We start from the raw sequence: 6,556 nt of genomic DNA on the forward strand, positions 1-6,556 counted from the left end.
GCTCACCCTCCAGCCATCGTGCGGGCGATCTCGGTCGCCGAGTCCCCCGCCCTCTTCAGAACCACGGCCACCAGCGCGAGCGCCAACAGCGTGAGCACGAGCATGATCGTCGACACCGCGGCGATCTCCGGACGCAAGCCGCTGCGCAGCGCGCTGAGCACGTAGACGGGCCACGGCGTCGTTCCCGACACCTGCACGAACGCCGACACGACCGTGTTGTCGAGGCTCAGCGTGAACGAGAGCAGGAACCCCGCGAGCACGGCCGGCATCGCGAGCGGCAGCGTGATCTTGAGGAACGTGCGCACGGGCGGCGCGTAGAGGTCGGCCGATGCCTCCTCCAGGCGGGCGTCGAGCCCGACCAGCCGCGCCCGCACGATGTACGACACGATGGCGATCGAGAACAGCGACTGCCCCACCACGAGTCTCATCGTGCCGTCGTTGAAGATGCCTATCCCGGCATCCTGCCCGAGGAACACCAGCCACGGCAGCAGCGCGACCGCGTCGACGATCTCGGGCGTGACCGACACGAGCAGCAGAAGCCCGAGGAACCACCACACCCACCTGCCGGGATTGCGTGCCATCGCGATGCCCGCCAGCGTGCCCAGCGCGGTGGCGAGCAGAGCCGCGAGCAGACCGGTGCGCACCGACACGAGCACGGCATCGCGGATCGCGGGCTTGTTCACGATCGCGAGGAACGAGTCGAAGCCGAAGTGGTCCCAGGACACCAGCAGGCGCCCGACGTTGAACGAGTACGCGATGATCACGAGAATCGGCAGGAACAGGAACAGGAACACCAGCCCCGCCCAGATCGGCAGCACGAAGCGTCCTGCGCCGCGGCGCACGCGCGGTGCCGTCATGGCGGTCTTCGTATCGGTCATGATCCCTCCCCCAGGACGAGTCGGTTGCGTTGTCTGAGCGGCAGGGTCAGGAGCCAGAGGAGTCCGGCCGCGACCGCGATCGAGAGCATGATGACGATGATCAGCAGCACGGCCATCGCCGAGCCCAATGCCCAGTTCTGCGCGGTCTGGAACTGGCTCGCCACCACCTGCCCGATCATGTTGCCCTTCGCTCCGCCCAGCACGGTGGCGGTGATGTAGTCGCCCATCAGCGGGATGTACACCAGGAGCACGCCGGCGATGATGCCGGGTCGGGCCAGCGGCACCGTCACCCGGAGGAACGTCGTCACGCTGTTCGCACCCAGATCCTTGCTCGCCTCGCGCAGCGGTCCCGACACCCGGTCGAAGGCGACGAACAGCGGCAGGATCATCAGCGGCAGGTAGTTGTAGACGACGCCGAGGAGCACGGCGCCGCGCGAGTACAGCAGGTCGAGCGGACCGGGGATGACCCCGATCCCCTGCAGCAGCTGCGAGAGCCAGCCCTCGGGCGCGAGGATCACCTGCCAGCCGATGGTACGCACCAGGAAGTTGGTCCAGAACGGCACCATCACCAGCGCGAGAAGCAACCCCCGCTTCGAGGGCGGTGCCTTCACCGCGATCCAGTACGCGACCGGCCCGCCGATCACGAGGCACAGGGCCGTGCCCAGGATGCCGATCCACAGCGTGTTCAGGAACGTGCTGAAGAAGGTCGGCGAGAGCGCCTCGAGGTAGCGGTCGAACGAGAGGTGGTCGAGCGCATGCGTGGCGAAGATGCTCGGCTTGTATCCGAAGCTGAACACGATCACCATGAAGATCGGGGCGACGAAGAAGACGAGCAACCACACCCAGGCCGGGATGGCGAGACCGAACTTGAGCTTAGGCACCAGCAGCCGCCTTCATCGAGTTCCAGATCGAGACGACGCGGTCCTGTGCGTCCGTCAGCTTGCCCTCGTGCATCGTGGCCACCTGCTCCTCGTCGAAGAACACCATGTCGAGCCGTTCCAGCCCCGCGGCCTCCGCCTCCTCCCGGATCCCCGAGATGCCGGTGTCGTAGCCGATGTAGTCGACCTGTGCGAGCTGCACGTCGGGCTGCAGCACGAAGTCGATGAATGCGTGTGCCGCCTCGGGGTGCGGGGCACCGGCGGCGATCGCCCAGTTGTCCATCCACAGCTCGGTCGCGGGGCTCCCCAGCACCCACTGCCACCGATCGGGGTCGTCGGACTCGAAGATGCCGAGCCTCGCGTCGCCGTTGTAGGACTGCAGCAGCGCGTGCGAGGCCTGCGGGATCGACGAACCTCCCGGGTACGAGTCGAACGCCGAGATGTGCGGCGCGAGGTCCTTCACCAGGAACTTCTCGACGGCGTCGAGGTCGTCCGGGTCCGTGGTAGTCCAGTCGATACCGTTCGCCCAGAAGTAGATGCCGAGCAGCGGCGCCGGATCGTCGAGCACCGAGGTCGAACCGGAGGCCTCATTCTGTGCGGCGTCGATGAAGTCGTTCCAGGTCGTGAGCTCTCGGGAGATGACCCTCTTGTCGTACACGAAACCGGTCGTCCCCCATGCCTTGCACACGGAGTACTCGTTGCCCGGATCCCACGAGCGCCCGCGGAACTCCGGCGCCACGTGCTTCATGTTCGGCAACAGGTCGAGGTTGAACTTCTGCAGGAGGCCGTTCTCGGCCATCGGTCCGACGAAGACGCCGGTCGGTACCACGATGTCGTAGCCCGAGGTGCCCCGCGCCGCGACGAGCTTGGCGATCAGCTCTTCGTTCGAGTTGAAGGCGTCGAGCACGATGCGCGGGCCGCTCTCTGCGGTGAACTGCTCGAGCACTTCCGGCGCGTCGTAGTCGCCCCAGCTGTAGATCGAGAGCTTGTCCTCGAGCGGTCCCCCCTTGGCGTGCACGGCCGCGGCGTTCTGGCCCGGTGCGCACGCGCTGAGCACGACCGCGCCGCCCGCCATGATGGCGGTGGCGAGGAAGCCGCGCCTGGTCAGCTCGGTGCGGATCACCCGCGCGGCGCTCCGGTGCGCGAGCACCCGCACCGGAGGCGTGCCGGTCACCGGCCGCCGTCCTTGGGCAGGGTGATCACGTGCGTCGCCGTCGTGGGGATGCCGTCCGCGGCGAACAGCCGTGCATCCGCGGAACTCCAGACGCAACGGACCTCGTCGTCGACTCCCACCTCCGGCGCCGTGGGCGCCGGCATGCGCGAGAGGAACGTGGCATCCTCGCCGATGCGCACCGCGACCTGCAGGGTCTCGCCGAGATGCGAGACCCCGAGCACACGACCGCGGACCCCTGCACCCTCGCCCTGTTCCAGGCGGACGTACTCGGGCCGGATCGCAGCGACCGCCGGCTGACCGGCGGCGACCCGCTCGCCACCCCAGCGACCGGCGATCACGCCGATCGCCGTGTCGACGGCCTCACCGTCGGCACGCACCGTGCCGTGCACGAAGTTCTGCTGCCCGATGAACGAGGCGACGTAGGCCGACGCGGGCTCCGCGTAGATGGCCGCGGGCGCATCGAGCTGTTCGATCCGCCCGGCCCGCATCACCGCGATCCGGTCGCTCATCGACAGCGCCTCGGCCTGATCGTGCGTGACGAACACGAAAGTCGTACCGAGGCGGGCCTGCAGGAGCTTGAGCTCGAGCTGCATCTCCTCACGCAGCTGACGGTCCAGCGCCGCGAGCGGCTCATCCAGCAGGAGCACGCTCGGCCGGTTGATGAGCGCCCGCGACAGCGCGATCCGCTGCTGCTGGCCGCCGGAGAGCTGCGTCGGCTTGCGATCGGCGAACGCCCGCAGCTGCACCATGTCGAGCGCTTCGCTCACCCGCTCCCGCTGCTCGGCTTTGGGAACGCGCCGTTGCTGCAGACCGTAGGCGACGTTCTCGGCGACCGTGAGGTGGGGGAACAGGGCGTAGGCCTGGAAGACGGTGTTGACCTCGCGCCGATAGGGCGGCAGGTTCAGGACACTGCGGCCGGAGATGAGGATGTCCCCGGCATCCGGATACTCGAAGCCTGCGATCATCCGCAGCGTGGTCGTCTTCCCACATCCCGACGGACCGAGGAGCGAGAGGAACTCGCCCGGTTGCACGTCGAGACTCAGGTCGTCGACCGCGATGGCGGTGCCGTACCGCTTGGTCACGCCATCGATGCGGACCGCACCGGTGACGGTGGGTGCGTCGAGTGTCGCCGTCGACGTTCGGGTGGTGTCGGGCATGGAGCCTCCCCATTGAGATTCGCTTGCCGCGAGTCTGGCACAGGAAAGTCGCCAGGTATAGCGAAATCGGAAGTCTCTTGATCAATTCGCAACGATATCCGTTGCGAATCGTCGAAGTTGCGACCGATTAGCTCTGATCAGATGAGGAACCCGCGCAGCAACGCCTCGGATCCGGCGAGGTGATCGCGCATCGCGGCCTCGGCCGCATCCGGGCGCCCGGCGAGGATCGCCGAGACGATGCCCTCGTGCTGCGCGCCCGAGTGCTGGATATTGCGCGGCATCAGCGGGAAGGTGTCGAGCCAGGCGTTCACATCCGCCCTGTTCTCGGCGACCAGCGCGACGAGCGAGGGGATGCCCGCGGCCTCGGCGATCGCCAGGTGCAGCAAAGTGTCCAGGCGCCGGTATTCATCCGGCCCGGCCGGCAGAGCCGCCTCGTGCCGCGCCCAGAGGTCGGCGCGCGTCGCGGCGTCGAGCGATCGGCTCCCCGCGGCACGCACGGCACCGGGCTCGAGCACCAGGCGCAGCCCGAGCACATCGTCGATCTCCTCCGCGGTCACGGTGCCCGACACTGTCGGGTGCGGCAGCGGATCGGCGACGAACGTCCCTCCGTACCGGCCGCGCCGCGGGAGCAGGTAGCCGGTGTCCGCGAGTTCGCGGATCGCCTCGCGCACGGTGTCGCGACTGACCCCGAACGATGCCGCGAGCTCGCGCTCGGGCGGCAGGGATTCCCCCGGAGCGACGACGCCGAGACGGATCGTCTGCACGAGCCGGGCGACCGTGTCCTCCAGCGCGTTGCCGCGCCGCAACGGCCGGTAGACCGCTCTGCGCACCTCGACGAGGTCGCCGTCGTGGGGGTGCTCGCTCATGCCTTCACCCTGTCACAGCGAGGTGAGGGGCGCTCACAGCGGGGTGACGTAGGCGTTCGTGATCCCGCCGTCGACGACGAAGGCGCTCGCCGTGATGAACGACGAGTCGTCCGAGGCGAGGAAGGCGACCGCCGCTGCGAGCTCCGTCGGCTCGGCGAAGCGTCCCATCGGCACATGCACGAGGCGCCGCTGCGCCCGCTCCGGATCCTTGGCGAACAGCTCCTGCAGCAGCGGGGTGTTCACCGGTCCGGGACACAGCGCGTTCACCCGCACTCCCTGGCGCGCGAACTGCACCCCCAGCTCGCGGGACATCGCCAACACGCCGCCCTTCGACGCGGTGTAGCTGATCTGCGAGGTCGCCGAACCGAGCAGCGCGACGAAGGAGGCGGTGTTGATGATCGACCCGCGTCCCGCCGGGACCATGTGACGCAGCGCGGCGCGGCTGCACAGGTACACGCTCTTGAGGTTCACGTCCTGCACCCGATCCCACGCCGGGAGCTCGGTCGTCTCGATCGAATCGTCGTCCGCCGGTGAGATGCCCGCATTGTTGAAGGCGATGTCGATACGTCCGAACTCCTCGGCGACGCCGTCGAACAGCGAATTGACCAGGTCTTCGTCGGCGACGTCGACCCGGCGGAACACCCCACCCACCTCGGCAGCCGCCGTCTCGCCCGTGGCCGGATCGACGTCGGCGATCACGACGAACGCACCCTCCGCTGCGAAGCGCTGCGCGGTGGCGAACCCGATTCCGCTCGCGCCACCGGTGATGATGGCGACGCGGTCCTTCAGTCGCTGGGTCAGATCGATGCTCATGTGGGTTCTCCGTTCCGGATGGGGTGGGTTGCGCGACGATCAGGATTCATCGGTCGCGAAGAAGACGTTCTTGGTCTCGGTGAAGTGCTCCGCGGCGTCCGGCCCGAGCTCGCGCCCCAGCCCCGACGCCTTCATGCCGCCGAAGGGCGTGGAGTACCGCACCGAGGAGTGAGAGTTCACCGACAGCACGCCGCTGCGCACACCACGCGCGACACGCACCCCGCGCCCGAGGCTCCCGGTCCACACCGAGCCGGCGAGACCATAGGCCGTGTCGTTCGCCAGGCGGATCGCGTCGGCCTCGTCTTCGAAGGGCATCACCGCGAGGACGGGACCGAACACCTCCTGCTGGGCGATGCGGTCGGCGGGAGCCGCGAGCACGACGGCCGGCGCGAACCAGAAGCCGTCTCCCTCGGGCGCGCTCCCGCGGAACGCGATGTCGGCGCCGTCGAGGAACGAGGCGACGGTGTCGCGGTGCCCCGCCGAGATGAGCGGCCCCATGTCGGTGTCCTCACGCGCGGGGTCGCCCACGCGCCACGCGGTCACGGCCGGCTCGAGCAGCTCGAGGAAGCGGTCGTACACCGAGCGCTGCACCAGGAGCCGACTGCGTGCGCAGCAGTCCTGGCCGGCGTTGTCGAACACCGAGCCCGGGACTCCCGCCGCCGCCCGCTCGAGATCGGCGTCGGCGAAGACGATGTTCGCGCTCTTGCCGCCGAGCTCGAGCGTCACGGGCTTGAGCGCCCTGGCGCATCCGGCGGCGACCTCGATCCCGACCTCGGTCGAGCCCGTGAAG

7 protein-coding genes are annotated in these 6,556 nt (G+C 68.8%); all 7 read right to left on the bottom strand.

Annotated elements, in window-relative coordinates; all coding sequences use genetic code 11:
- Window positions 1–2: 2 nt before the first annotated feature.
- A complete protein-coding gene (locus B2869_RS11735; RefSeq protein WP_292766696.1) occupies window positions 3–878 on the bottom strand; it encodes an ABC transporter permease in 876 nt (291 codons plus the stop codon).
- A complete protein-coding gene (locus B2869_RS11740) occupies window positions 875–1,759 on the bottom strand; it encodes an ABC transporter permease (protein ID WP_029259561.1) in 885 nt (294 codons plus the stop codon). Before B2869_RS11740 ends, B2869_RS11735 begins: the two co-directional genes overlap by 4 nt.
- Window positions 1,752–2,930 carry a polyamine ABC transporter substrate-binding protein gene (locus B2869_RS11745; RefSeq protein WP_021199971.1) on the bottom strand — a complete coding sequence of 393 codons (1,179 nt, stop codon included), beginning with the start codon at window positions 2,928–2,930 and terminating at the stop codon, window positions 1,752–1,754. The genes B2869_RS11740 and B2869_RS11745 overlap by 8 nt, the downstream gene beginning before the upstream one ends.
- Window positions 2,927–4,087 (bottom strand): ABC transporter ATP-binding protein, encoded by a 1,161-nt coding sequence (locus B2869_RS11750; protein WP_292766698.1) that lies wholly within the window; start codon window positions 4,085–4,087, stop codon window positions 2,927–2,929. Before B2869_RS11750 ends, B2869_RS11745 begins: the two co-directional genes overlap by 4 nt.
- A gap of 137 nt (window positions 4,088–4,224) precedes the next feature.
- Complete coding sequence (locus tag B2869_RS11755) at window positions 4,225–4,953, bottom strand: FadR/GntR family transcriptional regulator (RefSeq protein WP_292766701.1); 729 nt, start codon at window positions 4,951–4,953, stop codon at window positions 4,225–4,227.
- A gap of 33 nt (window positions 4,954–4,986) precedes the next feature.
- Window positions 4,987–5,766, bottom strand: a complete 780-nt coding sequence (locus tag B2869_RS11760; protein WP_292766704.1) for a 3-oxoacyl-ACP reductase — start codon at window positions 5,764–5,766, stop codon at window positions 4,987–4,989.
- 39 nt (window positions 5,767–5,805) lie between these two features.
- Window positions 5,806–6,556, bottom strand: a 751-nt coding sequence (locus B2869_RS11765; RefSeq protein WP_292766707.1) for an aldehyde dehydrogenase family protein, incomplete at its 5' end; no start/stop codon positions are given.

Source organism: Microbacterium sp. UBA3486 (genome assembly GCF_002377845.1).
In the GTDB taxonomy this organism is placed as follows: Bacteria; Actinomycetota; Actinomycetes; order Actinomycetales; family Microbacteriaceae; genus Microbacterium; species Microbacterium maritypicum_A.

Excerpts from the sequence above, each read along its gene's own strand:
- B2869_RS11735 (WP_292766696.1), bottom strand. The coding sequence starts at position 878 with ATGACCGATACGAAGACCGCCATGACGGCACCGCGCGTGCGCCGCGGC.
- B2869_RS11750 (WP_292766698.1), bottom strand. The coding sequence starts at position 4,087 with ATGCCCGACACCACCCGAACGTCGACGGCGACACTCGACGCACCCACC.
- B2869_RS11755 (WP_292766701.1), bottom strand. The coding sequence starts at position 4,953 with ATGAGCGAGCACCCCCACGACGGCGACCTCGTCGAGGTGCGCAGAGCG.
- B2869_RS11760 (WP_292766704.1), bottom strand. The coding sequence starts at position 5,766 with ATGAGCATCGATCTGACCCAGCGACTGAAGGACCGCGTCGCCATCATC.